The sequence below is a fragment of the Brevibacillus brevis genome (assembly GCF_022026395.1).
GTDB lineage: Bacteria > Bacillota > Bacilli > Brevibacillales > Brevibacillaceae > Brevibacillus.
Genome location: NZ_CP041767.1, coordinates 2,705,861 through 2,729,823, shown reverse-complemented (window position 1 = coordinate 2,729,823; position 23,963 = coordinate 2,705,861). Strand labels below are relative to the sequence as shown.

Annotated in this window: 27 protein-coding genes and 3 tRNA genes; 9 read left to right on the top strand and 21 right to left on the bottom strand. The window is 47.4% G+C overall.

All coding sequences use genetic code 11. From position 1 onward, the window contains the following. Nucleotide 1: 1 nt before the first annotated feature. Nucleotides 2-1,363: an ethanolamine ammonia-lyase subunit EutB gene (locus FO446_RS13575; protein WP_173609394.1), complete on the bottom strand. Its 1,362-nt coding sequence runs from the start codon at nucleotides 1,361-1,363 to the stop codon at nucleotides 2-4. 138 nt (nucleotides 1,364-1,501) lie between these two features. Next, entirely contained in the window at nucleotides 1,502-1,876 is a 375-nt protein-coding gene (locus FO446_RS13570) for a response regulator (RefSeq protein ID WP_237900855.1), read from the bottom strand. Between the two features lie 264 nt (nucleotides 1,877-2,140). On the opposite strand from FO446_RS13570, the gene FO446_RS13565 reads away from it, so the two are divergent. Continuing rightward, nucleotides 2,141-3,196, top strand: a complete 1,056-nt coding sequence (locus FO446_RS13565; protein ID WP_237900853.1) for a bifunctional transcriptional activator/DNA repair enzyme AdaA — start codon at nucleotides 2,141-2,143, stop codon at nucleotides 3,194-3,196. An 86-nt stretch (nucleotides 3,197-3,282) separates the two neighbouring features. Here FO446_RS13565 and FO446_RS13560 read toward each other — a convergent pair whose 3' ends face one another. After that, nucleotides 3,283-3,723 carry an Rrf2 family transcriptional regulator gene (locus tag FO446_RS13560; RefSeq protein WP_237900850.1) on the bottom strand — a complete coding sequence of 147 codons (441 nt, stop codon included), beginning with the start codon at nucleotides 3,721-3,723 and terminating at the stop codon, nucleotides 3,283-3,285. Nucleotides 3,724-3,878: 155 nt separating this feature from the next. On the opposite strand from FO446_RS13560, the gene FO446_RS13555 reads away from it, so the two are divergent. Beyond that, nucleotides 3,879-5,168: an acyl-CoA thioesterase/bile acid-CoA:amino acid N-acyltransferase family protein gene (locus tag FO446_RS13555; protein WP_237900848.1), complete on the top strand. Its 1,290-nt coding sequence runs from the start codon at nucleotides 3,879-3,881 to the stop codon at nucleotides 5,166-5,168. 74 nt (nucleotides 5,169-5,242) lie between these two features. Beyond that, nucleotides 5,243-5,581, top strand: coding sequence for a histidine triad nucleotide-binding protein (locus tag FO446_RS13550; protein ID WP_007727375.1), 339 nt, complete (start codon nucleotides 5,243-5,245; stop codon nucleotides 5,579-5,581). 13 nt (nucleotides 5,582-5,594) lie between these two features. Here the strand turns inward: FO446_RS13550 and FO446_RS13545 are convergent, their stop codons facing one another. After that, nucleotides 5,595-6,569, bottom strand: a complete 975-nt coding sequence (locus FO446_RS13545) for a YpdA family putative bacillithiol disulfide reductase (protein WP_237900846.1) — start codon at nucleotides 6,567-6,569, stop codon at nucleotides 5,595-5,597. A 148-nt stretch (nucleotides 6,570-6,717) separates the two neighbouring features. Here FO446_RS13545 and FO446_RS13540 point away from each other — a divergent pair, with 148 nt between their 5' ends. After that, nucleotides 6,718-8,322 (top strand): glycosyl hydrolase family 18 protein, encoded by a 1,605-nt coding sequence (locus tag FO446_RS13540; protein ID WP_237900844.1) that lies wholly within the window; start codon nucleotides 6,718-6,720, stop codon nucleotides 8,320-8,322. A gap of 77 nt (nucleotides 8,323-8,399) precedes the next feature. Here FO446_RS13540 and FO446_RS13535 read toward each other — a convergent pair whose 3' ends face one another. After that, complete coding sequence (locus FO446_RS13535; RefSeq protein ID WP_173609402.1) at nucleotides 8,400-8,564, bottom strand: hypothetical protein; 165 nt, start codon at nucleotides 8,562-8,564, stop codon at nucleotides 8,400-8,402. A gap of 131 nt (nucleotides 8,565-8,695) precedes the next feature. Here FO446_RS13535 and FO446_RS13530 point away from each other — a divergent pair, with 131 nt between their 5' ends. From FO446_RS13530 to FO446_RS13520, 3 genes are all read left to right on the top strand, one after another. Then, the gene (locus FO446_RS13530; RefSeq protein WP_047069110.1) at nucleotides 8,696-9,064 is read left to right on the top strand and encodes a hypothetical protein; all 369 of its coding nucleotides are present in this window, start codon (nucleotides 8,696-8,698) and stop codon (nucleotides 9,062-9,064) included. A 54-nt stretch (nucleotides 9,065-9,118) separates the two neighbouring features. Next, the gene (locus FO446_RS13525) at nucleotides 9,119-9,346 is read left to right on the top strand and encodes a YozQ family protein (protein ID WP_173609403.1); all 228 of its coding nucleotides are present in this window, start codon (nucleotides 9,119-9,121) and stop codon (nucleotides 9,344-9,346) included. A 107-nt stretch (nucleotides 9,347-9,453) separates the two neighbouring features. Further along, the gene (locus tag FO446_RS13520; protein WP_173609404.1) at nucleotides 9,454-10,008 is read left to right on the top strand and encodes a spore coat protein; all 555 of its coding nucleotides are present in this window, start codon (nucleotides 9,454-9,456) and stop codon (nucleotides 10,006-10,008) included. A 107-nt stretch (nucleotides 10,009-10,115) separates the two neighbouring features. On the opposite strand, the gene FO446_RS13515 is transcribed toward FO446_RS13520, so the two are convergent. From FO446_RS13515 to FO446_RS13495, 5 genes are all read right to left on the bottom strand, one after another. Continuing rightward, nucleotides 10,116-10,274, bottom strand: a complete 159-nt coding sequence (locus FO446_RS13515; RefSeq protein ID WP_173609405.1) for a hypothetical protein — start codon at nucleotides 10,272-10,274, stop codon at nucleotides 10,116-10,118. Between the two features lie 36 nt (nucleotides 10,275-10,310). Further along, on the bottom strand, nucleotides 10,311-10,646 hold the full coding sequence (locus FO446_RS13510; protein ID WP_173609406.1) for a hypothetical protein: 336 nt from the start codon (nucleotides 10,644-10,646) through the stop codon (nucleotides 10,311-10,313). A gap of 133 nt (nucleotides 10,647-10,779) precedes the next feature. Further along, the gene (locus FO446_RS13505) at nucleotides 10,780-11,742 is read right to left on the bottom strand and encodes an L-threonine 3-dehydrogenase (RefSeq protein WP_048032750.1); all 963 of its coding nucleotides are present in this window, start codon (nucleotides 11,740-11,742) and stop codon (nucleotides 10,780-10,782) included. Then, on the bottom strand, nucleotides 11,739-12,932 hold the full coding sequence (locus tag FO446_RS13500) for a glycine C-acetyltransferase (protein WP_088907339.1): 1,194 nt from the start codon (nucleotides 12,930-12,932) through the stop codon (nucleotides 11,739-11,741). The genes FO446_RS13505 and FO446_RS13500 overlap by 4 nt, the downstream gene beginning before the upstream one ends. A 293-nt stretch (nucleotides 12,933-13,225) precedes the next feature. Further along, the gene (locus FO446_RS13495; RefSeq protein ID WP_237900842.1) at nucleotides 13,226-13,603 is read right to left on the bottom strand and encodes a (2Fe-2S) ferredoxin domain-containing protein; all 378 of its coding nucleotides are present in this window, start codon (nucleotides 13,601-13,603) and stop codon (nucleotides 13,226-13,228) included. Nucleotides 13,604-13,749: 146 nt separating this feature from the next. Here FO446_RS13495 and xerS point away from each other — a divergent pair, with 146 nt between their 5' ends. Next, on the top strand, nucleotides 13,750-14,862 hold the full coding sequence (xerS, locus tag FO446_RS13490; RefSeq protein WP_173609409.1) for a tyrosine recombinase XerS: 1,113 nt from the start codon (nucleotides 13,750-13,752) through the stop codon (nucleotides 14,860-14,862). A 67-nt stretch (nucleotides 14,863-14,929) separates the two neighbouring features. Here the strand turns inward: xerS and FO446_RS13485 are convergent, their stop codons facing one another. From FO446_RS13485 to FO446_RS13440, 10 genes are all read right to left on the bottom strand, one after another. Then, nucleotides 14,930-15,745, bottom strand: coding sequence for a transglycosylase domain-containing protein (locus FO446_RS13485; protein ID WP_173609410.1), 816 nt, complete (start codon nucleotides 15,743-15,745; stop codon nucleotides 14,930-14,932). A 109-nt stretch (nucleotides 15,746-15,854) separates the two neighbouring features. Further along, nucleotides 15,855-17,438 carry an acetate--CoA ligase gene (locus tag FO446_RS13480; protein ID WP_173609411.1) on the bottom strand — a complete coding sequence of 528 codons (1,584 nt, stop codon included), beginning with the start codon at nucleotides 17,436-17,438 and terminating at the stop codon, nucleotides 15,855-15,857. A gap of 225 nt (nucleotides 17,439-17,663) precedes the next feature. After that, nucleotides 17,664-18,566, bottom strand: coding sequence for a C40 family peptidase (locus FO446_RS13475; RefSeq protein ID WP_173609412.1), 903 nt, complete (start codon nucleotides 18,564-18,566; stop codon nucleotides 17,664-17,666). Nucleotides 18,567-18,867: 301 nt separating this feature from the next. After that, on the bottom strand, nucleotides 18,868-19,494 hold the full coding sequence (locus tag FO446_RS13470; RefSeq protein WP_173609413.1) for a fumarylacetoacetate hydrolase family protein: 627 nt from the start codon (nucleotides 19,492-19,494) through the stop codon (nucleotides 18,868-18,870). A 58-nt stretch (nucleotides 19,495-19,552) separates the two neighbouring features. Continuing rightward, nucleotides 19,553-20,098 carry a hypothetical protein gene (locus FO446_RS13465; protein WP_173609414.1) on the bottom strand — a complete coding sequence of 182 codons (546 nt, stop codon included), beginning with the start codon at nucleotides 20,096-20,098 and terminating at the stop codon, nucleotides 19,553-19,555. Nucleotides 20,099-20,231: 133 nt separating this feature from the next. Beyond that, a complete protein-coding gene (locus FO446_RS13460) occupies nucleotides 20,232-20,861 on the bottom strand; it encodes a VanW family protein (RefSeq protein ID WP_237900840.1) in 630 nt (209 codons plus the stop codon). A gap of 158 nt (nucleotides 20,862-21,019) precedes the next feature. Then, nucleotides 21,020-22,066 (bottom strand): NAD(P)/FAD-dependent oxidoreductase, encoded by a 1,047-nt coding sequence (locus FO446_RS13455; RefSeq protein ID WP_173609416.1) that lies wholly within the window; start codon nucleotides 22,064-22,066, stop codon nucleotides 21,020-21,022. 179 nt (nucleotides 22,067-22,245) lie between these two features. Continuing rightward, nucleotides 22,246-22,332 (bottom strand) — tRNA-Leu (locus FO446_RS13450). A gap of 7 nt (nucleotides 22,333-22,339) precedes the next feature. After that, nucleotides 22,340-22,415, bottom strand: a tRNA-Thr gene (locus tag FO446_RS13445). A 42-nt stretch (nucleotides 22,416-22,457) separates the two neighbouring features. After that, nucleotides 22,458-22,534, bottom strand: a tRNA-Asp gene (locus FO446_RS13440). 177 nt (nucleotides 22,535-22,711) lie between these two features. Here FO446_RS13440 and FO446_RS13435 point away from each other — a divergent pair. Continuing rightward, a complete protein-coding gene (locus FO446_RS13435) occupies nucleotides 22,712-23,620 on the top strand; it encodes a C40 family peptidase (RefSeq protein WP_173609417.1) in 909 nt (302 codons plus the stop codon). Between the two features lie 77 nt (nucleotides 23,621-23,697). Here FO446_RS13435 and FO446_RS13430 read toward each other — a convergent pair whose 3' ends face one another. Beyond that, nucleotides 23,698-23,940, bottom strand: a complete 243-nt coding sequence (locus FO446_RS13430; protein WP_173609418.1) for a hypothetical protein — start codon at nucleotides 23,938-23,940, stop codon at nucleotides 23,698-23,700. Nucleotides 23,941-23,963 lie beyond the last annotated feature (23 nt).

Below are 23,963 nucleotides of genomic sequence, written 5' to 3'. Positions count from 1 at the left end.
GTTAGTCAAAAATGGTTAAATCGCCTGCGCGCTCTGTCAAACGACCATTTTCCATAAGGCCCATTTTTTCCATCCATTTCTCAAATTCCCGGAGAGGTCGCAGTCCCAAGAGCTCACGGTAGCTGGCGTCATCGTGATAGCTCGTGTCCTGGTAACTGAGCATGACATCGTCCCCACCTGGTACGCCCATATAAAAATTCGCCCCTGCCAAGGTCGTCAGCATCCCTGCAATCTCCTGGTCATTCTGATCCGCGTACATGTGGTTCGTATAAGTCGGAGCGATTCCCATCGGCAAACCATGCAGCTTGCCCATGAACAAGTCCTCCAGATCGGCACGAATCATCTGTCTGCCATCATAGAGTGTTTCTGGTCCAATAAAGCCAGAAACGTTATTGACCATAAACGGCTTCCAGTGACGGCAAAAACCGTACGTACGCGCTTCCAGCGTCTGCATATCGACACCTTCATGGGAGTCCAGCGACACTTCGGAGCCTTGCCCTGTCTCAAAATACATGACGTTTGGTCCCGAAGCTGTGCCTTTTCGGAGCATCAAATCCATTGCCTCATCCAAAATCTCCTTGTTTACGCCAAACGCATCATTCGCTCGTTGTGAGCCTGCCAGACTTTGGAACATCAGAGAAATGGGCGCTCCGCCGCGAAGAGCCTGCATCTGAGTCGTGATGTGAGCCAGTACGCAGTTTTGCGTAGGAATTTCCCACTTTTGCATGAAATCATGTGTCATTTTCAAGAGCTTGGTAACGCTTTCAACGGAATCATTATTGGGGTTAATTCCAATGACAGCGTCGCCTGATCCATAGGACAAGCCTTCCTTCATCGAAGCCAAAATGCCATCGGGATCATCGATTGGGTGATTCGGCTGGCAGCGGAACGCCAGTCTTCCCGGCTCGCCAATGAGTGTGTTGCAGTAGGCTTGATGCTTCATTTTTTGTGAAGCCATAACCAGGTCAATACTGGACATCAGCTTCGCCGTAGCGGAAATCATCTCGCTGGTCAGCCCACGACTAATTCGTGTCAGCTCAGGCATTCCTGTGGAAAACGACAAGATGTACTCCCGCAGCTCCCCTACTGTCCAATTTTTGATCTCATCGTAAATGGAGAGATTGATATCATCATAAATGATCCGCGTCACTTCGTCTTTTTCGTACGGAATGACGGGATTTTCATATATATCTCGCAGTTGCATTTCACTTAATACGACTTTGGCCGCCATCCGCTCCAGTGCGGAATTGGCTGCTAGTTTACTCATGTGATCGCCAGACTTTTCTTCACTGGCTTTTGCCAATACATCACGAACCGAAGTAAACTGGTAATGCTGTTTACGTACAACGCAAGCCAATTTCATCTCTAGCTTCACTCACTTTCTTTTCAAATTTCCGTAAACTCTATCTAATAGAACGAAAAAAAGCGCTTCGAAACATAAGACGAAATGCTCGCCTTGGTCCAAGCGCCGTTGCTCTTCATACGATTCACTTTTTTGCGTTCATTGTTTACCCACAAGCACGAACTCCACTGCCGGTAGCAGTTCTTCCTCCATGACGGGTTTGACCAGATAGGCACATATCCCTTTTGCTTTGGCTTGCATGACCATGTCCTTTTGACTGTAAGCAGTCAAGAGAAGGATAGCCGCGTCCGAATGCTCTCGGATAATCCCAGTCGCTGTCAAACCGTCCATAATTGGCATTTTCACATCCATAATAATGAGATGCGGGTTCCACATTTGCGTCAATCGAACGGCCTCTTTGCCGTTTTTTCCTTCAGCTACGACGTTATATCCCTGCTCTTGCAACATCTCGACCAGGTCCATACGTGTTATGGGGTCGTCGTCTATGATGATGACTCGATAATGCTGACGCAATACTCCACCTCCCGATCACCAGTGAACGGACGTGCCAACTACTCTTCATTCAATACGCAACCGACGCCGTTGTCGGTTTCTTGCCTATTTCTGAATACTTTTATTATATCTATATTTTCAGGCTAATTCCAGCTTAAATCCTGTCCAGCCTTCGCCCTCATGACTTCATAGTGAAGGAACAAGAAAAAATCAATGTACGATTTTCGGCTGCAGTCGTTTTTGGCGAGCGGTAAAATGAAAACATAAAAATGGAGGGGGAACCGAATGATAACGGCCGAGATGAAGTCCGAGTATTATCAGGCGTTACTGGATAAAAATTCTGAATATGAAGGTGTCTTTTTTGTTGGAGTCAAGACAACTGGCGTATTCTGTCGCCCGACATGTCCAGCAAGAAAACCTAAGTTTGTTAATTGTGAGTTTTTTGATCATGCCAAACAAGCACTCCTGGCTTCGTTCCGGCCCTGCCAACGCTGCCGTCCACTTTCACATCCCAATCATGTCTCAGAGCTCGTGCGTCTGCTAGTAAACGCTGTAGAAGAGAACCCCGAGCAGCGCTGGACGGAAAAAGACTTTCAAAGATTATCCGTGGACGCTGCAACAGCGCGACGCCAATTCAAAAAACGTTTTGGCATGACGTTCGTCGAGTATGCAAGGGCGCGGCGTATGGGGATTGCACTAAAAGAAATCAGAGAAGGAAAAGCCATCATTGATGCCCAACTATCCACCGGTTACGAGTCCAGCAGTGGTTTTCGAGACGCATTTTCACGAATCATGGGGGCAGCCCCTACTCTTCTCGGAGATCATCATATCTTAAAGGCATCATGGCTGGATACGCGACTCGGTCCCATGATAGCAATCGCGGATGAAGAAGCGCTGTATTTACTTGAATTCATTGATCGCCGCGGCTTGGAACGAGAAGTTGAACGTCTTAGACAAAGAACGAAGTCAGCGATTATCCCTGGTTCCACAGCGCCAATCCGTTCCATTGAACGTGAGTTAGAGGAGTATTTTGACGGAAAGCTCACACAATTTGCAACGCCTTTGTTTTTGTGCGGATCGCCTTTTCAAAGGATGGTCTGGGAGCAGTTACAATCGATCCCCCCCGGTCAAACTTCATCCTATTCTGAGGTTGCAGCAGCTATTGGGAAACCAAGTGCCTTTCGTGCTGTCGCGCAAGCAAATGGCGCGAATCAGTTAGCGATTGTCATTCCTTGTCACCGGGTCATCAACTCCAATGGTGATTTGGGAGGTTACGGAGGAGGACTTTCGCGCAAACGCTGGCTGCTTCATCATGAAAAAGAAACATCCCGCCCCATTTGACCTGGATTCATGAAATATTTGAAAAATGGATGCGGGCACTCCTTTCTCGTAAAAATGCCCTCGCTTACGCAAGGGCATTTTTATTCTTACTGCGCTTTTTCGGTTATTTTTTGACGCAGGTTATCTACGAGCTCGGACATTTTCACTCCGCCCAAAATATCCTCCATGGCATTCTGCGCACGGGTCAAAATCAACTCCAGCACAAACTGTATATTCGCTCCCACTGGACAATCGGGGTTCGGTTGCTCATGGATGTGAAAAAGTTGCCCTTCCTCCACGACATCGACTGCACGGTAAATCTCAAGAAGCGTGATTTGATCCAATTCCTTGGCGAGAGACGCGCCGCCAGCTCCGGCACGTACGTTCACGAGCCCAGCCTTCTTCAACAGCCCCAGCACACGTCGGATCACGACCGGATTCGTATTCACACTACCTGCGATCCATTCGGAAGTGCAATGCGAATTAGAATCAATGGAAAGCAGTGATAAGATGTGAACCGCAATAGAGAACCGGCTGCTGATTTTCATACGTAGTCACCCTTTCGTTGTAATGATTATAGTTACATCACAGACGAGAAGTCAAGTTAACCATACCGTCACATTTCGTCCCGGCGAACTTTTATTCATTCTACTATAATGACTGTGTCAAGTGTTCCCGCAATCTGGAAGGAGTGTTGACAAAAATGATGCTTCCACAAATTGAAGTTACGCCTGCGACAGCCTTAATAGATGTTCCTGTCCATATCACCCTTAGCGGGTTTATCCCCAATCAATTAATCACCCTTCATGCCACTCTGAAAAATGGGTTGCCTGGAGGAGATTTGACTGCATCATCACATGCTATATTCCAAGCAGACGAAAATGGCTCGGTGGATTTGGTTTCCCAAGCTCCTTTATTTGGTACTTATGAGGGAATTGATCCGATGGGGCTTTTCTGGTCGATGAATGTCCAAACCATGCGCTTTTATCATGCCTATTCTCTGGACGACTTTCAGTTCACCCCACGCTCCACTGAGATTGAATTAACGGCAGAAGTCTACGATAAACCCGTAGCGAAAGCCGTTGTGAAACGTATTTTTGTCTCTCGTGACGTATCGATTCAGAAAGTGACAGACAACGGGCTAGTCGGTCTGTATTTCTCAAAACCTCACACGGAGCAAAGACCCGCCATTGTCGTACTTGGTGGAAGCGAAGGTGGAATCGGTTCCTGTTCACAATTCGCAGCTTTGTTCGCCTCTCACGACTATCCGGCGCTAGCACTTGCTTACTTCCAATGCAATGATCTTCCTGACGATATCCGCCAAATCCCAATCGAATATGTTCAACGCGCCATTCATTGGCTACAGCAGCAGCCCTCCGTACACCCTGAGAAAATCACGTTATTCGGACGCTCCAAAGGAGCAGAATTGGCATTAGTCACAGCATCGCTCGATCAACACGTACATGCTGTCATTGCTTCGAGCCCCAGCTCTACCGTTACGATCGGTACAGATAAAGCATTCGCTGGATCAGACACGTTCTCCCCGCAATCCTCTTGGTCGTTTCAAGGAGAACCTCTTCCATTCGTGCCATGGACAGAGGAGCAGACAAAGGTCTCGCAGGAGCGGCTCGACGCAGGTCAACGCATCGATCACATCCATGCTGAAGCATGGGCTGCTTGTGAGTGGTTAGAGGATACCGAAATTCCGGTTGAAAAAATCAATGGTCCGATCCTCTTCCTCTCCTCGGATGACGATCACTGGTGGCCAGCAGCAGAGCATTGCGAGCAAATGGTTGAGCGGTTAAAGGACCATCAGTTTGCTCATTCGGTAGTGCATTTGCGTTACGCGGATACAGGACACGGGATCCGCTTTCCTTACATACCGACGACCCGTACACAGCTCAATGGTGGTACGCCCAAAAACAACGCCTACGCATCTGAGCACTCTTGGCGTGGGGTTCTTCAGTTTTTGGAACAGACTTTTCCAGAGTAAAAAACAGGGAAAGCCTACTCGCATGACGAAGTAGGCATTACGATCTATCATTATTAGAAAGGATGTATCGCCCTATGGACTGCCTATTTTGCAAAATTGTAAACGGAGACATTCCATCTAAAAAAGTGTATGAGGACGAGCATGTATTGGCATTTCATGACATTAATCCTGTTGCCCCTGTTCATGTCCTGATGATTCCGAAAAAGCATATTCAATCCGTTCTGGCTATCGAGCCTGAGGACAAGGAGCTGATCGGTCACCTCCATCTATCCCTGCAAAAAGTGGCAGAAACAATGGGCGTGAACGAGGATGGCTTCCGAATCGTAACCAACATTGGCAAGCATGGACAACAAACTGTCTTCCATCTGCACTACCACCTCATCGGAGGCAGACAATTGGAGTGGCAGTTCTAATCAATAGCAGCTACTACTCCTTATGAGAGGCAATGTGGCGGGCGATTCCTTCACCATGAAACCTTCCATTTTCAATAAAAATGGGGTTCGCGTGATGGCCCGCCGCAATGACTCCCGCTATATAGAGTCCTGGGATGTTCGTCTCCATTGTCTCTGGATGATGCGCTGGAATTCCCGTTTCCTCGTCAATCATAACCCCTAACGAATGAAGGAAGGTACGATCCGGACGGTATCCAATCAAAGAAAACACATGGTCATTGGCAAGCGTAATGACTTCCTCCCCTGTTTTCACCTTGATGGAACGCTCCTCAATGCTCTCGACTGTTGCACCGAACAGCATCTGGATGCGTCCTTTTTTGATCAGACTCTCAAAAACAGGTCTTGTCCATGCCTTGACCTTATCAGATAGCTCCGTTCGGCGGCAAATCACCGTAACTTCTGCTCCAGCCCGCTCCAGTTCCATTGCCGCGTCAACAGCAGAGTTGTTTCCCCCTACTACCGCTACTGCAAGCCCAGTGTACGGATGTGCTTCCTTGTAGAAGGACGAAACCTTCGGCAACTCCTCACCTGGTACATGTAGTCGATTCGGATTGTCAAAGTAACCTGTGGCGATCACCAAGTTTTTCGCTTCGTACGTATGTGTTTTGGCGAATCGGTCTGTGGTCGTGATTTGAAAGCCAACTGGCGTCTTCTTCGCACCTGTCACCGTTTCATATACGTTCACGCGCAATTTTTCTCGTGCTGCTACCAATCTATAGTAATTGAGTGCCTCCTGTCTGGTCGGCTTGTCGTTCGCCGTTGCAAAAGGCACACCTCCGATTTCCAGTAAATCAGGTGTGCTATGAAAAATCATATAGGTCGGGTAGCGATAAATCGAATGGACAAGCGCCCCTTTTTCAATAATGATGGGATCAAGTCCAGCTCGCTTGCAGGCTATTGCCGCTGCCAGTCCACAAGGCCCACCGCCTACAATCAGTACGTCTTCCATTTCTCTCCGCCTCGCTTTATTCTCTCTATTCTTATTCCTCCATCATATCATATCGCGTTTACAACAAAAGAGTTCCCCAGCACTCCTGCAAGGTTTCTACCAAAATCTGACCAATGAAAGAATGGTTCTCTCTCCTTATACTGGATGTATGATGAAAAAACAAAACATACATATCTGGTTAGTCTCCTTTGCTTTTCTGGTGTACGGTCTCTCTTTTGCCATAGGAGTCCCTGCATCCACAGCATCGACAAAAAATTTAAAAGATATCGCAAACAGCTATGCGAAAGAGCAAATCCGTTCGCTACAGGTGGCAGGTGTCATCGCTGGGGATGAAAACGGGTATTTTCACCCAACTCGCCCGGTGACGCGTGCTGAGTTTGTTGCGATGCTCACACGCACGCTCGGTATTAAGCCGGTGGCCAGCAACGTCGCAGCCTATTCGGATGTCCAAAAAAACTCTTGGGCATACGGATACGTACAAGCTGCTGCTGGACTTAACATTGCGAATGGCATCGGCCCTACTACTTTTGCTCCGAAGCGGACGATCTCTCGCGAAGAGGCCGCTGCGTTTCTCGTACGCGCACTGGAGCAGAGCATTTCTCCTTCATACCAGTTGTCGGTGAAGGATGCCCATGCGATTTCCAGCTGGGCACGGGCCTCAGTCAGCCACGCCATAGAGAAAAAATGGTTGGTTGGCTACAACGGCTACTTCCGTCCGACTCAAGCACTATCGAGAGAAGAAACGGCTGTTATTTTGTATCGAATTCAGGAGAATCTCAAGAAGCAAAACGTTACAGCAAAACCGCTCGTCTCTCTCGGATGGCAATACCAATCCACGACAGAGGAGTTCATTGCACAGGTCAAAACAAGCGGAGTCAACACGCTATCTCCACGTTGGTACTTCCTGCAAAAAGACGGAACGATTAGCGACTTGACGGATGCTTCACTCGTCCATTGGGCGCAGGCAAATGGCAAGCAGGTGTGGCCTCTATTCGGAAATAAATTCGATCCCGACGCTACTCACGCCATGCTGTCCGATCCCAATAAACGAAAAGCAACCGTGCAAAAGCTTTCTTCCTTCATTGAACAGTACCAGTTAGATGGGATTAACATCGATTTTGAAGGGTTCTCCCCTGCGGATCGCAACAACTTCACCTTGTTTATCCAGGAGCTCGCGACTGCTCTTCACGCAAAAGGTGCTGTTCTATCTGTAGATATACCGCCTGATGGTGATTCAGACTGGAGCGATCCTTTCGATTTTGCTAAATTAGCAAAACACGCGGATTATTTGGTAGTAATGGCCTATGAAGAGCATTGGGTAGGCGGGTCAGAAGCAGGCTCCGTAGCATCCTTGCCTTGGTTTACGAAAGTCATTACCGACCTGCTTGACGAGGTTCCGACCCAAAAGCTGATCGCCGGAATGCCTCTTTATACACGCGACTGGTACCAATCGAATGGGTCATTGAAATCGACAGATATCAGCATCCCTCAGTCATACCAGTTACTCTCGCAATACAGAGCAAAAACAATCTGGGACGACAAAGTTGGACAATACCGTTCGACGTATCAAAAGCAAGGCGTCACACACACGATTTGGCTGGAAGAAAGCCGGTCGATTGGGCTCAAGGCTCAGGCTAGTCTGCAATGGCAAATTGGTGGACTGGCGTACTGGTACGTTGGCTCTGAATCACCTGATATGTGGACAGCCATTGCCAATTCGATCACCCTCAAACATGCACGTGAAAAACTGTAAGAATCATGCAAGAAGCGCCCTCGTCCGGCTATAGCCGTGGCAGAGGCGCTTCTTTTTGTTAGGCTAGGCAAATCCTCCTAGTAAGTTCCTGATGAGCCTGCGCCTCCAGGATGTTTGGGCGCCTCGACAACTTCGTCCTTCGCCGCTTTTCGCGTCTCAAATAAATCGGTGCTTCCTGCTGCGTGCGTCCCCAGTACTTTCAGTTCTTTATTTTCCACTTCCTGATTGTTTTGTTCAGTCAATTGCGATCCCTCCAGCATGCAAGTTAGCAGTAGTTTGCCTCCTTTAAACGATTATTAGACAATCTTTGGTGTTCTGCATGGGATTGCCCTCCTTTCTTCATACTGAAAGGGAGCAGAAGGAGGAAAGATTCTTGTCGGATATTTTGATGAGCCCTGAATTAAAAAGAAAAACAGAGGAAGCTATCCAAGGTCTCACTTTCACGAAAAATTTCCGTTCTGCAACAGCCGAGGAATGGTATCTGTTTTTGCCGGGATATCGAGATCCGCAGACAGAAGGGGCTTGCGGGAAAGTATTTATTCATTACGACTTGATTGGAAATCGGGATGTGTTTATCAACACCACCGTGATTTTCGATGACCCAAAGCTGCATGACCCTACTCTGCATCCGCTGGTCTACGCAGTGGTAGATGAGACAGTCAATCGTTTGGTGGGTTATGCAAATACATTGCTTTCGGTACATGCAGGCTTCAATTCGTACTCGGCTGAATACGTAAGCTAGCACCACTTTGCAAAATGTCCGTTGGATTATCTTTTAACTTCAGGAGGGAACACGATGAAAAACAACGATGAAGATTTGCTTAAAGCTGCCGAGGAGGTCGCCGACAAAACGTACGACCCGTCCTTTTATAAAAGTGAATCGTTGACAGAGCAAGGACTCGCCATTACACACGAACAAGTCAGTGACAACTACATGGAAGGTACAAACGACGGAAAAATCGATGAAAATGCTGGACAAAAAAATATCGAGATACCACGCACTGGCTACGAAAACATGTTTTAGAGCCCGGTTGACATCCCCTTTCCCCACTTTTTTCCTGAATATCCATTGATTCTATACAAACACTATCAAAGGTTGACAGTAACCCAATTCAATTTCAGGAGGCCATTATGCAACGATTTGCTGCTCATGAGTTTTTGGAAACACAAGAAGCACTCCGCTCCAAACACGCCGCGATTGAAATGCACGGTGTACTTGCCGAGATGGCACAGGACCCTCAATTAACAGGCATCATTAACAGACATCAGCAATTAATCATGAACGCCTACCAGCAAGGGATTAGCCTCTTGCAAGGAAAAGGTTTCAACATTGCACCAGCTCCTATTCAATTGCGTGTAGCACAACCTACAGCAGTTGGTCTTAATAACCCGCAGATGGCTGCTCCCAACCCACACCCGACCCGCTTGTCAGATATGACAATTGCTACCCTCATGCTGAACTGGCATAAAGCGGGTTCGGCAATTGGCATGCTTTGGGCGGCTGAGTGCGTCGATCCAGGAATCCGCCAATATCACGTAAATGGTGCAAATGCTTGCCAGCAAATGGCTTATGAAACCTGGCAATACATGAATGCCAAAGGCTACTACCAAGCTCCGCAGCTTGCCGATCACACGATGAACACGATGATTAACGCTTACCAGCCCCAACAACAAATGCTCCTGTAAGCCAAAAAACCGTCCTCGTTTGGACGGTTTTCATATTATGTGTGTCATGGCATCTTGGAATAAGAAAAACCTTCCCGCTTCCGGAAGGTTTTATTTGTTACGATGTGTCAGCGATCTCGAACGGTCTCTGTATTATTAGACCAGCCCCAGCTCTCTATTGTTTGTTCCTCAGGACTACTGACCTTCGCATCCGGAAGATTTTGGATGACCTGTCCTTCTTTGCCGTGCTTCGAATGGTTGCCATGTAGGTTTTTTTGCATGTCCATGGCTCTCCCCCTCTCTTTTTCGTTGGCTTGAGCTAGCTACTCTGGAGAATACCCCTCGGATTCGTTCAGCAAGCCCTCATACTGGGTAATGGCTGAAATCAAATCTGGATGAGTATCTCTATTTGTCTCAGCGAGCTTTTTCAGATCGAAATACACTTCTGATAATCGAAATAGAGGGTTGTTACGCTCAGAATCACCACTCGTTGCAGAATGTGTCACTACCCCATTCGTTTGCAAATAGAAGGCTTCTGCGGGGACATTTTCAATATCCTGCTTCACCTCTTTTATCACAGCCTGCAACCGTTCTGGCATCATATCGTTGTGTTTCTCGAATTTTTCAATAATCGTAAGGATGTAATCCTTTTTGCTCATCGATCTCGTTCATCCTTTCCTCCAAGCATCCTTTGTTAATGTGCCCTTAGAAGAGGAAAGGCATTCAAAAAAACTGCCACCTCTCTCGCATCTCGCACAAGAAGAAGTAGCAGTTTTCCTTTTCTCTATTCGTTTATCCGACTTGCTGGAGCAACTTTCCCCGCAGTTTTGCGAGCATGTCCTCGGTCATTTTGTCCAAGTCGTACTCCGCTTTGAAGCCCCACTCTTGCATGGCAGCCGTAGCATCAATCGAGTTCGGCCAGCTATCGGCAATCGCCTGACGCACAGGGTCGACTTCATAAGAGAGCGTAAACTCAGGAATGTGTTTGCGAATCGCTGCTGCTACATCTTCTGGCTCAATGCTCATCGCAGTCACGTTGAACGCATTGCGGTGAATGAGCTTGGAGGCATCTGCTTCCATCAGGGAAACAATCGCATTCAGCGCATCAGGCATATACATCATATCCATGTACGTGCCTTTGCCGATGTAGGACGTATACGCCCCATGCTGAATCGCCTTGTAGTAAATGTCAACTGCATAGTCGGTCGTACCACCGCCCGGAGGCGCTACATACGAGATCAGACCTGGGAAGCGTACACCGCGCGTATCTACCCCAAATTTTTGATAATAGTAATCGCAGAGCAACTCACCGGAAACTTTATTTACACCATACATGGTCGTAGGGCGTTGAATCGTGTCCTGCGGCGTGTTGTCCTTCGGGGTAGTCGGACCAAATGCACCAATCGAGCTCGGCGTAAAGAACTGGCAGTTCAACTCACGCGCTGCTTCCAGAGCGTTAACCAACCCGCCCATATTCAAGTTCCACGCCAAGAGAGGCTTTGCTTCTGCTGTTGCAGACAACAAGGCAGCCAAATGCATGATCGTATCCACGCCATGTTTCTTCGCCAGTTCAAACATCCGGTTCCCGTCTGTGACATCAAGAACTTCGAATGGACCCGATTGCACCACAGGATCGTCTTCGTTTTTCCGGATATCTGTAGCGATGACTTGATCCGCTCCGTAAATATCGCGTAATTTCATGATGAGCTCGGAACCAATTTGTCCTAACGCCCCGGTTACCAGAATTTTTTTCATTTCAGGATCCCCATTTCTTTCCCAACTTTTTCGTAGATGCTAAGGGCACGATCCAGCATTTCCTTGCTATGCGCCGCTGTTGGCATATTCCGTACACGACCAGTTCCTTTTGGGACAGTCGGGAACACGATCGCTTTCGCATACACGCCCTCTTCATACAGTCGCTTGCTGAACTCCTGGGTTTGCTGTTCGTCTCCGATAATGCAAGGAGTGATAGGCGTTTCGCTCTCCCCGATGTTGAAGCCGAGTTCTTTCAAGCCTTTTTTGAGGTAGTGTCCGTTATCCCACAGCTTGTCGTGCAGCTCAGTGCTGTTCATCAAAATATCGATAGCCGCAATCGAAGCAGCCACGTCCGCTGGCGTCAGCGAGGTCGAGAACAGGAACGGTCTGCTGCGTACTTTGAGCCAGTCGATCAGCTCTTGGCGTCCCGCGACATAACCGCCGACTACCCCAATTGCTTTGGAAAGTGTGCCGATCTGGAAGTCGATTTTATCCGACAGGCCAAAATGCTTAACCGTTCCTGCGCCTTTGCCGAGAACACCAGAGCCGTGGGCATCGTCTACATACGTAATCAAGTCATATTCTTCGGCTACCTCTACGATTTCCGGCAGCTTGGCAACATCGCCATCCATCGAAAATACGCCGTCAGTAATGACCATCAGTTTTTTATATTTGCCGGATTCTTTCGCTTCCTTCGCTTTCGCACGCAGGTCATCGATATCGGAGTGGTTTACACGGATAATTTGCGCACGAGACAGGCGGCATCCGTCAATAATGGAAGCGTGGTTCAACTCGTCAGAAAGAATCGCATCGTCCTTGTCCATGACAGCAGAGATCGCAGCCATGTTGCAGTTAAAACCAGATTGGTAAGCGATTGCAGCTTCCGTATGCTTGAAGGCAGCGAGCTTTTCTTCCAGCTTCACATGCAAGTCCAAGGTACCATTGATTGTGCGCACAGCCCCTGCTCCTACGCCGTATTTGCTCGCTGCTGCAATCGCAGCGTCCACAAGGCGTTGGTCAGTAGCCAGGCCCAGATAGTTATTGGAGGAGAGGTTGATCAGTTCTTTTCCTGCAATCGTAATGACAGGACCATTTGCGCTTTGCAAAGGATCAATGACGTTGTACAGTCCCTTGCTCTTCAAATCTGCCAGATTTTCATGTAAAAAATGTTCAAGTGTTTTGCTCGCCAACGAGAATCCCTCCATTATTCAGCCATCGATTAGTAACTTCCACAAAAACAATTGTTCACACTGTATGGACATATCATTTTGATAAAATTCGCATAAAATCAACTTAATCTACAGACATTTTACCACCATTTACTTAAAACGTCCACATCACAAAGACATATTGTTAACGTTTTCAATCATTTTCCTTTCCATAATGTCATCTCTCCTACTTTCTCCTTTTGTCGATATTCGTAGACTCCCGAAAATGAAAAAACCACTCTCTTGCTTCCTATAAGCAGATCGTGGCTCTTTCCTCATTTTTTTGCCTTTTGTGATTTTAAGATGCCAGGCTTGTTGTCAATCGTACGCACAAAACCGTTCGATTCAAAGCGATGCGTCATCAAGGACTCTACTGGTCTGCCGTTTTGAAAATGCTCTTCCACCAACAGCTGTGCATCTTCTGGCGTCACGTTTTCGTACCAGATTCCCTCGGGGTACACGATCATCACGCATGCGTCCTCACAGCGTCCGTTGCAACGCGTGCGGGTGGTATGTACATAGTCATCCAAGCCTGCGGTGGTAATTGCTTCACGTATCGCTACCGTAACCTCTTCGCCGCCCTTGCGCATACAGCTTCCACCGTTGCAAATCAACACGTGATGTCTCGTCTCAGATAAGTCCCATGTTGCCACTACAAATCCACTCCGTTCTTGTCCAACATCTATCCACACTCCCCATCATGACGGTTTCTTGTTCAATTTGCAATTCCCAGAACGTTTGGTTTTTGATAGAATATATGTTCGTATACGATTTACAAAAAGATGTTGGTGGTGAAAGCATGTCCGTTACCAAACAGCGCGATGCCTTGCAGCTTTTGCAAACAGTGGGCTCCTACCCTTGGTATGTCGAAAAGTTTATTGAGCATAAAAAAGCAAAAAAGAATTCACCCTCCACCTTGCTTGGCTACCTCCGCGATTTCTCTTTTTTCTTTCGCTGGATGATGACAGAAGGTTTGAGTACCGCGACGGATATGAAGGACATCCCGTTAAGCGATTTGAATGACTTGAAGAAGGAAACGGTAGAAAGCTACATATTATACTTGCAGGAGTCGCATCTGTATGAGCGATCTGCTTTGCTCTCGAACCCTACCAAAAGCGCGAAGAAAGAGTACAGCGACCGCACCATCAGCAGAAAAATATCGAGCCTGAAATCGCTTTTTCATTACTTGTCTGCTCTTGCTGAGGATGAGAATGGGGAATCGTATTTGACGCGGAATGTACTCGCCAAAATCGAGCTGGAGATCACGGAGCTGACTCCCCTTGCACGCGCCCATGCCATTCGGGCAAAAATCCTGATTGACGACGAAATCTATCAGTTCGTCGATTTTGTCTACAACGGATATTTGGCTCACTGCGATACGGAAAAAAAGAAGCAGTATCACATGCAAAACCGCGACCGGGATACTGCCTTGATCGCGATGATTTTATCCGGTGGCTTCCGTGTGTCAGAGATCGTCAGTCTCGATCTATCCGATATTATTATGGAAAAGAACCAGTTGAAATTGATCCGCAAAGGAAAGAAAGAAGACGCTCCTTTTTTCAGTGACTGGGGCAAAGAGTACTTAGCCAAATACTTGCAGCTGCGTGACAAATACAATCCCGACCCACAAGAGGACGCTGTTTTTCTCGCTGTTTCCCCTGCCAATCCGAATGGGCATCGCATCGAAGTGCGGTCTGTCCAAAAGCTGGTCAAAAAGTACGCGAAAGCATTCGGCATCCCCGATTTGTCCGTACATAAGCTTCGTCACAGCTTTGCTACACAGTTTCTTCGGTTGAACCCTGACCCCCATCAGCTCCAAGCACAGCTGGGGCACTCCAAAATCGAGACGACCATGCAGTATGCCCATGTATTAGAAGATGCGCTGGGCAAGGCTGTGAACCGAACGACGTAAGAAGTCCTCAACAAACAAGTGACCAATCTGCATCAACTGCGGACTGGTCACTTTCCATCACATTCGATTATTTCACTGCGCGTTTGACAGTAGGCACAACGGATATCTGTTCGTTCTTCGCCAATGTACTTTCGCTTTGGTCGATCACGGCCAATTCGTTCATCCGATTCAGCACTACCTCCTGCCGTTGTTTGGCTCGGCCCCAGTTCTTTACCGGTGAGTAGCGCTCTGGTCCTTTCGGTAAAGAAGCCAGCATTGCCGCTTCTCCCAGTGTTACCGCTCGATCCCCTGTTTCTGTTGCTTTTTTTCCGAAGTAAAAGGGAACAGCCTCGCCGATCCCGTATTTTCCGTGCCCGAAATAAATGACGTTGAGGTACATTTCGAGCAGTTCTTTTTTGCTGTATCGCTGTTCCAATTGCAAAGCGATCGCAACTTCCTTCACTTTTCTGGTCATCGTTTTGTCGTTTGTCAGAAACAGGTTCCGCGCCAACTGCATGGTGATTGTACTTCCGCCCTGCACGTAGGCACCTTCCTTGATATCCACCCAGATAGCGCGGCTCAATCCAATCGGGTCCACTCCTGGATGCTGCATAAACCGATGATCCTCTATCGCAACGAACGCCTTCCACACATAATCAGGCATTTCGTCCAGCTTTACATAGCTGTTGGATTGCTGAACAGCAGCCAGCTTATTTTCATCTATCCATATATTCCCTGTCCACGCAAGCATGATCGGCGCCAAGATAGCTGCCATCATGATCACGAGAAAACTGATACGCAGTCGTTTTTTCCAACGAACACCGAGCTTCTTCATGCTCTTAGGCATGCTCGCCACTTCATACAAGTCGGTGTTTCTTCCTAATGGGATTGGAAGGTGGTTCATGCTGCATTCCCCCTTGCCTTGCTTCTACTCACATTGTAGGGGATGCGCGCATTTCGTCCCATCGAATCCACTTACAGCAATCTTACAATTTCGTAAGACAAACTATTCACTACATATGCTGATTTTGCTGTACCTCCTGCTGACGCAGCTCGATCCGTCTGATTTTACCGGAGGTCGTTTTCGGCAGTTCCTGAACAAATTCGATTTTGCGCGGGTATTTATAAGGAGCAGTTAATTGTTTGACATGGTTTTGCAATTCCGCGATCAACTCTTCGGATGGCTCATTCCCTTTTTTCAGGATGACAAAAGCTTTTACCACATGCCCACGCTCTGGATCAGGACTGGCAACCGCCGCACACTCCGCTACTGCCGCATGCTTCACCAACGCATCCTCAACCTCAAACGGACCAATCGTATATCCGCCTGAGATGATAATGTCGTCTGAACGTCCTTCGAACCAGATGTAGCCATCTTCGTCCATGCGACCTTGGTCACCCGTCACGTACCAGTCTCCGCGAAATGCTCTGGCAGTGCGCTCGGGATCATCCAGATAGCCTTTGAACAGCGCCACCATATGACGATCAATTGCAATATCGCCCACTTTGCCTACCGGCAGCTCCGCTCCTTCTTCGTCAATAATGGCAATCCTCACAACTGGCGATGGCTTGCCCATTGAACCTGGCCTTGGCTCCATGCCAACAAAGGTACCTACCAGCAACGTGTTCTCTGTCTGTCCGTATCCATCTCGTACGGTCAACTGGAATACTCGGCGGAATGTGTCGATCACCTCCCGATTAAGTGGTTCACCGGCGGAACATGCGGAGCGCAAGGCGGACAGCTTGTATTGTTCCAGGTTCGTTACTTTTGCCATGATTCTGTACTCGGTTGGCGTCGCACACAAGACAGAAACCGGATAATTTTGCAGAATCGTCAAATAATTCTCCGCGGAAAATTTTCCTTTATAGACAAATGCGGTCGCTCCCAGTCCTAACGTAGAGACAAACGGGCTCCAGATCCACTTGGCCCAACCAGGCCCAGCGGTTGCCCAAACCACGTCACCTTCTCGAACGTCCAGCCACTGTGTAGCGGCTACAGCCAGATGCGCAAACGGCCAACCGTGAACGTGCATAACTCCTTTTGGTCCCCCAGTCGTGCCTGATGTATAAGACAGGAATGCCAGCTCATCCGACTTCGTGTTTACTACCTCAAATTCTGTGTCCTGCCCTTGGAGTAGCCCCTCAAGCGAAATCCAACCTTCTTTCACTTCTCCCGTCGTGATGTAGTGTTGCAGCGTAGAACAGTTGCCTCTCGTCAGATCAACCTCACTCATTGCTCCCCCGAAGCTGATCACAGCCTTTACTTTTGCATGATTGATCCGGTACTCAATATCTTTGGAACGCAGCATCTCAGACCCTGGCAAAATCACTGCCCCCAGCTTCAGCAGAGCCAAATAGAGACCATAAGCCAATGTTCCCCTGGAAACCAGAACGAGTACCCGATCCCCATGCTCGATTCCAATGGAACCTAGTCCATTTGCAATTTTGTTTGAATATTGGCGCAAATTTTCGTACGTAAGGATATGTTCCTGACCTTGTTCATCTAACTCCCAAACCGCTCGTCTCTCTGGGTGTTTTTTCGCCCATTCGTCCACCTGGGCAGCGAAGTTATAGTTCACTGGCATGTTTAGTTCCATAGGCACATCTCCACCTTTTCTAAGATTGATGAATAATAATTCGACATCACTATATTTCTCACCTTTTTCTTTCGACAAAAAATTGGGACAAAAAAAGGCCTATGACGCTACTTGCTCCGTACTACTATTGGCAAAAATTGACGCGAAACGATCTGTGCGAACAAGCGTCCTATATAATACAGAAGCCCCCATGCAAGTGCATGAGAGCTGAAATGGATTTGATGCTTAAATGACGCGCTTGATTTTAACTGTGCGCTTTTCCCAGTTCGTTCCGTCGTACTTGGAATAAGTCACACCAGGACTGCCGTATGTGTGCAGGATTTTCCCATCCCCTGCATAAATGGCTACGTGTGTAATCCGATCAGAAGAAGTGGTTACGGATGCCTTCATGAAGATCAGATCACCTTTTTGCAGATTGCTCTTGGAAACAGATTTCCCCACAGTTGATTGCTGGCGGGAATCGCGCGGCAATGTAATGCCGGCTTCTTTAAACACGCGCTGTGTAAAGGAAGAGCAGTCGAATGTATTGGTCGTACTGCTGCTTGACCCGTATTTGTATTTGGTACCCATATACTTTTCGCCATTTTTAATGACTTGGTCAGCAAGATTGCTTGCCGGCTTTTCTGGCTTAGTAGGCGTAGTCTCTGAGGAATTGCTATCAATAACACGACGAGCCCCTACAAATTTGTCACTGTACTCCGAATATTTTTTTACAACTACCTCGTCTTCCCCTTTTGAAGAATAAACGAATTGATCACTGCCTATGTATATTCCCATAAAAGTTGGGCTGCCGCTTCCGCTAGAGGCGAAGAACACCAAATCTCCTGGCACCACGCTTTTTTCGGATACTTTAGTCCCGGTCTTGTACAGGCTAGAGATTGTGCTCCCGATGGAAATCCCTACTTGTTTGTACGCATACGTAGCCAGCTCTGCTGATCCGAATTGCTTCGGTCCCTTTGCTTTGTACTCATAATCCTTCCCGATCAAAGAAGTAGCAATGTTCGCAATCTCTGATTGTTTTGAATCTGGTGTCTTAGCGGCCACTTCTCCAATTTGACCACCCATTAACAGGGACGTACTCAGCATGACTGCTACTGTTGACCTCATTACCCAATCTCGTTTCGTCACTTTCTTTTCCTCCTTGTCATGTTGTGGCACCCGTCTTGGGTACATGGACAGAATAGCGCAGGAGGAAACAGGAGGATAAGACCGTAAAATTTTCCAATGATGGAATTGGTAGCATGGGACTAGTCAGAAAACGGTGTGCAAAGTAGGCGGTTGTTACTTCTTAGTTCCATGGAACCATAAAGGTTACAAAACGGTTTCAAAGTTGATTTTCTTCGCGAAAAGTGGCTATTTTCCTGGCCTGAGCCCCAAACAAAAACCATCTTCTGCTTGTTTCTGTCAGAAGATGGTTCGCGATTCGTCTCTATTTCATTTTGGCTGTAAACTGCCCCCACGTCTCTTCTCCCCACTTGAGAGTGAGCACATCTCCATCCGAAACCGGGCCTACCCCTGCTGGTGTACCCGTGTAAATGATATCTCCTTGATCCAGTCCCAGATTTTCGGAAATATAGGCAATAATGGTTTCCAAATCAAAAATCACATCACGCAGATTGCCTCGTTGCACCTGCTCTCCATTTTTCAGCAACGAGAAATCCGTTTGGTGCAGCTCATGGATACCAGGGAAAGGATGAAATGATGTCAAAATGGCTGAATTTTTAAACCCTTTTGCCAACAACCATGGATGCCCAGCTTTCTTCAGCTCGCTCTGAACATCACGCAAAGTAAAGTCGATCCCGAGTGCTATTTTGTCAATCATTTCGTCAAGTGTAACCCCAGCCTCATACGGTCTCGCGATGTGAATCACAAGCTCCGCCTCATAATGAAGCTCTCCACGAGATGCCGGAAGCTCGATGGCCTCACCATTTGCCATCGCAAGCGCATGTGTTGGCTTATCAAAGATCATTGGCTTGGTTGGCACATCGTTCCCTAACTCCGCAGCATGCAATCGATAGTTGCGACCGATACAGTAAATATTTTTGACTGGCTCCATCTCGTCCTCTCCTTTGGTGGCTGTCTCTTTTTTCACTATATCATGGCTGCATGGTGTATTACAGCTTGTCTTGTTCGCCCTCTTCCATGTAGTTTCCATAGCCAGGCCAAAGACGGGCATTTCCTCGTGCTTCTACTTCAATCACGGTATCACAAATAGATTCCAACGCACTCTCCAAATCCATCTCTTGCTCAGAGCTCCAGGAAAATTCGTAATGGAAAATCACTTGCTGCTCTGTCGCTTCGGAGAGGACAAAGGCAAACTGCTGTTGTTGTTCCACGACATGCTTTCTGGCTTCAACCGTCGCTTCTGCCGAGAACAAACCATCCCATTCCGCAACCATATATGTAGAAGTAACATCAATCCACAGGGAGGGAGTATCATTCGTCCGCCGGAAAACAACAGTATCCTCCCGATAAAACCCGTAGCCAGAGGGCAGCGCACCTGAGAGCTTGAACGGGATTCCTACCGGCAAATCATGTGGCTTCAATGCGTGGACAAGTCTCCCAGGCAAGAGATAACAACCATCCTGCTGGCGATCTAACCGTTCTCCCAAGACGAGAACCTCTTGATTGTGTGAATCACCTGTCACCTGAACGAACATCACGGCACCTCCCTCTAAAACAGTATGGTCAGGAATGCATGACTCAAAACCAAATCTCCATCCATTTTTTCCCTGAAGAAATACCGAAAAAAACAGGGTTCATCCATAGGATGCCCCCTTTATTCCTGCTTAGCTACGCACGTATGATCGCAATCACAACATGTTCGTCATCATATGATTTTGCTTTGATTTTCACAGGGAAATCGTACAAGTTGGTAAATTTAAAATCCTTATAGCCATACGCGACTGTGGCATCTTGACCCACTGGCACATATCTCACTGATTTGCTGTGGTTATGCCGTTCCACCATGATCATTCCCGCTTCAGCAACTGCATTGTAAAGCGTGCTGGAAACCTGACAAACCCCGCCTCCATAGTCATCGACGAGCTGGCCGTTCTGAATAACTCCGGCCTGTTGCCAACCATCCTCTGGCAAATTTGAATTTCCCACTATTTCATTGAAAGAAAACACCTGTTGCGGCTTGATTTTTTCATTATGAATCTTGCTCAATGCTTGCTTGATGTTATGTTTACGAGCATCTGTGCTGTCTTTCATCGATGAGTAATAAAAGCCAAGAACCTCCTCTTCCTTGAGGCCCATCTTCTCCATATACTTTTCCTGTAACTTATCCTGCAACTCGATAGCAGGAGATAACCGGTCTACTTGTAATGCCATTGCATGCTCAGGCGCATAGTTCATAGCGAGCGAGAACACAAGGGCTACAATCGCCATAGTGATCGGCCAATGCCGAACTTTCTTCATCTCTACTTCCTCTCCCACATTTGTTGATCGATTTGCTGACGCGAAGTTCCCTATTTATATAGACTGTCAATATTTTTATACCTTGCCTCTTACAATGTAACGTATGGGAAAAGCGACGATCAACCTGCAAATGTTGGGCTTTTTGTCCTACATCAATTCTACTCGTCGTCCTCATCGATAACCCCAAGGGCTTTGTTCTTTTCTTTAAAGCGCTGGTTATGAGAAGAAACGTACGCCATTCGGTCTGCTACCGGGTCAATATGCAATTTGGCACTATTTACAGCCACAGCCGCATCGGTGAATGCTCCCGCAATCAGCGTAATCTTGCTGTCAAAGCTAGCAAAATCTCCCGCCGCAAAAATCCCTGGCAGATTCGTTGCCAGACGAGGACTGACAAACACGTTCCACTCATCCATGTCCAAGCCCCACTCGTTAATTCCAGTGAAATCGGCCTTCAATCCGTGATTGACAATAATGGCGTCTACATCGATTTGCTCTGTCTCGTCTGTCTCCAGATGACGTATCGTCACTTTATCGATCGTTTCTTTGTCTGAGCTTTGCAATTGCGTGACCGCATATGGCGTACGAACGATCGCAGAGGACTCTTTCATGCGCTTTACATTCCGCTCATGTCCTCCAAATACATCTCGGCGATGCACGATAGTGACGGATGCTGCGATTTGTACCAGTTCATTTGCCCAATCGACCGCGGAGTCCCCGCCCCCTGAGATGAGGACATGCTTCCCACGGAATGGCTCCAGTTCCTGCACCGTATAATGAAGATTTGTCACCTCGTAGCGCTCGGCTCCTTCGATCTCCAGCTTTGCCATCTTCAAAATACCTCGACCCAAAGCCAATATGATCGTGCGGGTCCAATGTCGTCTCCCCGATTTTGCAACGAGTATGTAAGTTCCATCTTCTTGTGGCTCTAATCCAATGATCGCCTCACCTAAGACGATGGTAGGATCAAACGTCTTTGCTTGTTGTACCAGATTGGCAATTAGCTTTTCACATAACTGTGGTGGTACACCGCCTACATCCCAGATCATTTTTTCTGGATAGATCAACATTCGTCCACCGAGTTCTTCTTTCGCTTCAATGAGTTTTGTCTTCATATCGCGCATTCCGCTATAAAAGGCAGCGTACATCCCCGCAGGGCCACCGCCGATAATGGTTACATCAAACAGCTCCAACTTTTCTCCCACAACTACCCCTCCACTGTCTTTCTTGTTTGTTTATGAATCATCAAAAACGATAGTGAAAATGAGATTCATTATCATAATGTGATTGTAATGGAAAATGGAGGAGGATTCAACATGCAAGAAAAATAAAAAGGCTCGTCATTAGCTTCATCAGCTAATGTACGAACCTGTTGTTTGCCATATGGTGCGGTCGAGAGGACTTGAACCTCCACGGTGTTGCCACCACTAGAACCTGAATCTAGCGCGTCTGCCAATTCCGCCACGACCGCATAAAAATGGTGCCGGCAATAGGACTTGAACCCACAACCCCCTGATTACAAGTCAGGTGCTCTACCAATTGAGCTATACCGGCACATTAGAAAAACTATTAAATTCGCACATTCTCGTAAAAGAATGGCGGAGCTGACGGGACTCGAACCCGCGACCTCCGGTGTGACAGACCGGCGTGAACTCCAACTTCACCACAGCTCCATGTGGTTTTTGTCTCCATCTCGCGGCGACTTCTGTAATATAGCACGATCCTATCTCGTGATGCAATAGTTTTTAAAAAATAAAATAAAGATTATTTTTTTCATAGATTTACCAAGCAAAATCCGATAGAATTTTAGCTAGATATGCAGATTTTAGTAGATTGGTGGAGACGATGACATGAAAAAGACTTCGAGGCTACTCACCTTCCTCGCCCTCTTCACTCTGCTGCCTACTGCTGCCCATGCTTCCTCATCGGCATATGTGGTATCAGCAGGTGATACGCTGAGCAAAATCGCTCGCGAGCATCAAGTATCAGTGGAACAACTCATTCAATGGAACCAACTGAATGATGATAGATTGTCAATTGGACAAACATTGTCTATTCATGGTGAAAACACTTCTGGCTCCATTGCGACTGACACTCCTTCCGATGTAGCTGTCAATCAGAATGATAACGCTACCACTGAGTCTAAAGAACTAACAGCTGGTGAAAAAGCCCGCGTCACTGGTGACGTGCTGAATGTTCGTAAAAAGCCTTCGACTGACGCAAAAGTATTAGGCAAGCTACGATTCGGTTCTATTGTAGAAGTCGTAGAGACGGGTAGTGAATGGACGAAAATCGAATTCGAAGATCGTGAAGCATACGTTTCTACAGAGTTCCTAAGTCCAAACCTCACTTCTACCGTTTCGCTGCCTGCCGAGGTAAATGCAGAAGATCTGGGTCGTTTGAAGGAAATTTTTGAACCATTGCTTAATACACCATACGTCTTAGGCGGAACTACTCCGAATGGCTTTGATTGTAGTGGCTTTACTTCATACGTTTTTGAGCAGCTTGGGGTTACACTTCCGCGCACTTCTGAAGATCAATTCCGTGGTGGTCAAGAAGTATCATTGGATCAAGCACAGCCTGGTGACCTCTTGTTCTACGATTCGCTTGGCAAAGGACGCGTGTCTCACGTAGCGATCTATCTGGGTAATGGGGCAATCGTGCATGCGAATGGCGAAGATGTTCGTTATGGCAAAGTCGAATACATGCATAAGCTCTACCCGTTTTACGGCGTGAAGCGTTACGCTAATTTCCAGTAAGCTTTCCTACACAAATAAGCAAACAACAGCCCTCTCTGCTTTTACAGCAGGTCGAGGGCTGTTTGTCTTTTTTGTGCTTAATGTATTTCGTTATTATGGGCCTGCTGATTCTGTTGTTGTTGCCCTCCGATTTCGATTTTGCCCAACGCTTGCTTCATTTTGTCGAGTTGGAGTTGATAATCGCGAACGACTACGGTAAGAACACTGACAGATTCCTTGAAATCCGGCTCGCTGCTTACTCTGTCGATGGCTCTATGTAAATGCAGCATCTTGTTCTCCGTTTCCCGTAATAGGTCGAGTAACTGCAATCCGTTTACCACGTAATCACCTCATCTGTTTTTTC

Bases quoted from the DNA above. Each gene is read 5' to 3' on its own strand.
- FO446_RS13540 (WP_237900844.1), top strand. From the start codon at position 6,718: ATGATGAAAAAACAAAACATACATATCTGGTTAGTCTCCTTTGCTTTT.
- FO446_RS13525 (WP_173609403.1), top strand. From the start codon at position 9,119: ATGAAAAACAACGATGAAGATTTGCTTAAAGCTGCCGAGGAGGTCGCC.
- FO446_RS13560 (WP_237900850.1), bottom strand. From the start codon at position 3,723: ATGAAAATCAGCAGCCGGTTCTCTATTGCGGTTCACATCTTATCACTG.
- xerS (WP_173609409.1), top strand. From the start codon at position 13,750: ATGTCCGTTACCAAACAGCGCGATGCCTTGCAGCTTTTGCAAACAGTG.
- FO446_RS13555 (WP_237900848.1), top strand. From the start codon at position 3,879: ATGATGCTTCCACAAATTGAAGTTACGCCTGCGACAGCCTTAATAGAT.
- FO446_RS13520 (WP_173609404.1), top strand. From the start codon at position 9,454: ATGCAACGATTTGCTGCTCATGAGTTTTTGGAAACACAAGAAGCACTC.
- FO446_RS13510 (WP_173609406.1), bottom strand. From the start codon at position 10,646: ATGAGCAAAAAGGATTACATCCTTACGATTATTGAAAAATTCGAGAAA.
- FO446_RS13565 (WP_237900853.1), top strand. From the start codon at position 2,141: ATGATAACGGCCGAGATGAAGTCCGAGTATTATCAGGCGTTACTGGAT.
- FO446_RS13550 (WP_007727375.1), top strand. From the start codon at position 5,243: ATGGACTGCCTATTTTGCAAAATTGTAAACGGAGACATTCCATCTAAA.
- FO446_RS13575 (WP_173609394.1), bottom strand. From the start codon at position 1,363: ATGAAATTGGCTTGCGTTGTACGTAAACAGCATTACCAGTTTACTTCG.
- FO446_RS13545 (WP_237900846.1), bottom strand. From the start codon at position 6,569: ATGGAAGACGTACTGATTGTAGGCGGTGGGCCTTGTGGACTGGCAGCG.
- FO446_RS13515 (WP_173609405.1), bottom strand. From the start codon at position 10,274: ATGGACATGCAAAAAAACCTACATGGCAACCATTCGAAGCACGGCAAA.
- FO446_RS13460 (WP_237900840.1), bottom strand. From the start codon at position 20,861: ATGAAGAAAGTTCGGCATTGGCCGATCACTATGGCGATTGTAGCCCTT.
- FO446_RS13480 (WP_173609411.1), bottom strand. From the start codon at position 17,438: ATGGAACTAAACATGCCAGTGAACTATAACTTCGCTGCCCAGGTGGAC.
- FO446_RS13435 (WP_173609417.1), top strand. From the start codon at position 22,712: ATGAAAAAGACTTCGAGGCTACTCACCTTCCTCGCCCTCTTCACTCTG.
- FO446_RS13505 (WP_048032750.1), bottom strand. From the start codon at position 11,742: ATGAAAAAAATTCTGGTAACCGGGGCGTTAGGACAAATTGGTTCCGAG.
- FO446_RS13485 (WP_173609410.1), bottom strand. From the start codon at position 15,745: ATGAACCACCTTCCAATCCCATTAGGAAGAAACACCGACTTGTATGAA.
- FO446_RS13470 (WP_173609413.1), bottom strand. From the start codon at position 19,494: ATGGAGCCAGTCAAAAATATTTACTGTATCGGTCGCAACTATCGATTG.
- FO446_RS13465 (WP_173609414.1), bottom strand. From the start codon at position 20,098: ATGTTCGTTCAGGTGACAGGTGATTCACACAATCAAGAGGTTCTCGTC.